This window comes from Paucibacter sp. XJ19-41 (assembly GCF_028462495.1).
Classification (GTDB): domain Bacteria; phylum Pseudomonadota; class Gammaproteobacteria; order Burkholderiales; family Burkholderiaceae_C; genus Roseateles_E.
In genome coordinates, this window is sequence record NZ_JAQOWX010000291.1 from 1 (window position 1) to 621 (window position 621).

General features: G+C 64.7%; 1 protein-coding gene. It reads right to left on the minus strand.

Annotated elements, in window-relative coordinates:
* Positions 1-621: nucleotide sugar dehydrogenase (locus PO768_RS29040; RefSeq protein ID WP_272648828.1), on the minus strand; the 621-nt coding region annotated here is incomplete at both ends.

Sequence of the window (621 nt, forward strand, 5' to 3'; positions counted from 1 at the left end):
TCGCGAAGCGCTTGCCGGTCAGATCCTCGCCGAAGCGCGCCACGATCTTGTCCACGAGCACCAGCTTCTGGCGGTCGTTGGCGGCCTCCACCGCATTGAGCACATGCAGATCCTGCGCGTGCTCGCGGCCGATGCGTATCAGCGCCTTCACATCCTTGGGGAAACAGGAGCCCCCGTAGCCGGCACCGGCGTAGAGGAACTGGAAGCCGATGCGTGGGTCCGAGCCGATGCCGCGACGCACCAACTCGATGTCCGCGCCCACCTTCTCGGCCAGCAGTGCCAGCTCGTTCATGAAGCTGATGCGGGTGGCCAGCATCGCATTGGCCGCGTACTTGGTGAACTCGGCGCTGCGCAGATCCATCACCAGCAGGCGGTCATGGTTGCGGGTGAAGGGCGCGTAGATGGCCCGCATCATCAGCGTGGCCTGCTCGTCGTCGGAGCCGACAATGATGCGGTCGGGCCGCATGAAGTCCTCGACCGCAGCCCCTTCCTTCAGGAACTCGGGATTGGAGACCACCGAGAACGACACCTCGACGCCGCGCTTGGCCAGTTCCTCGGCAATCGCTGCCTTGACTTTGTCGGCCGTGCCTACCGGCACCGTGCTCTTGTCGACGATGACCT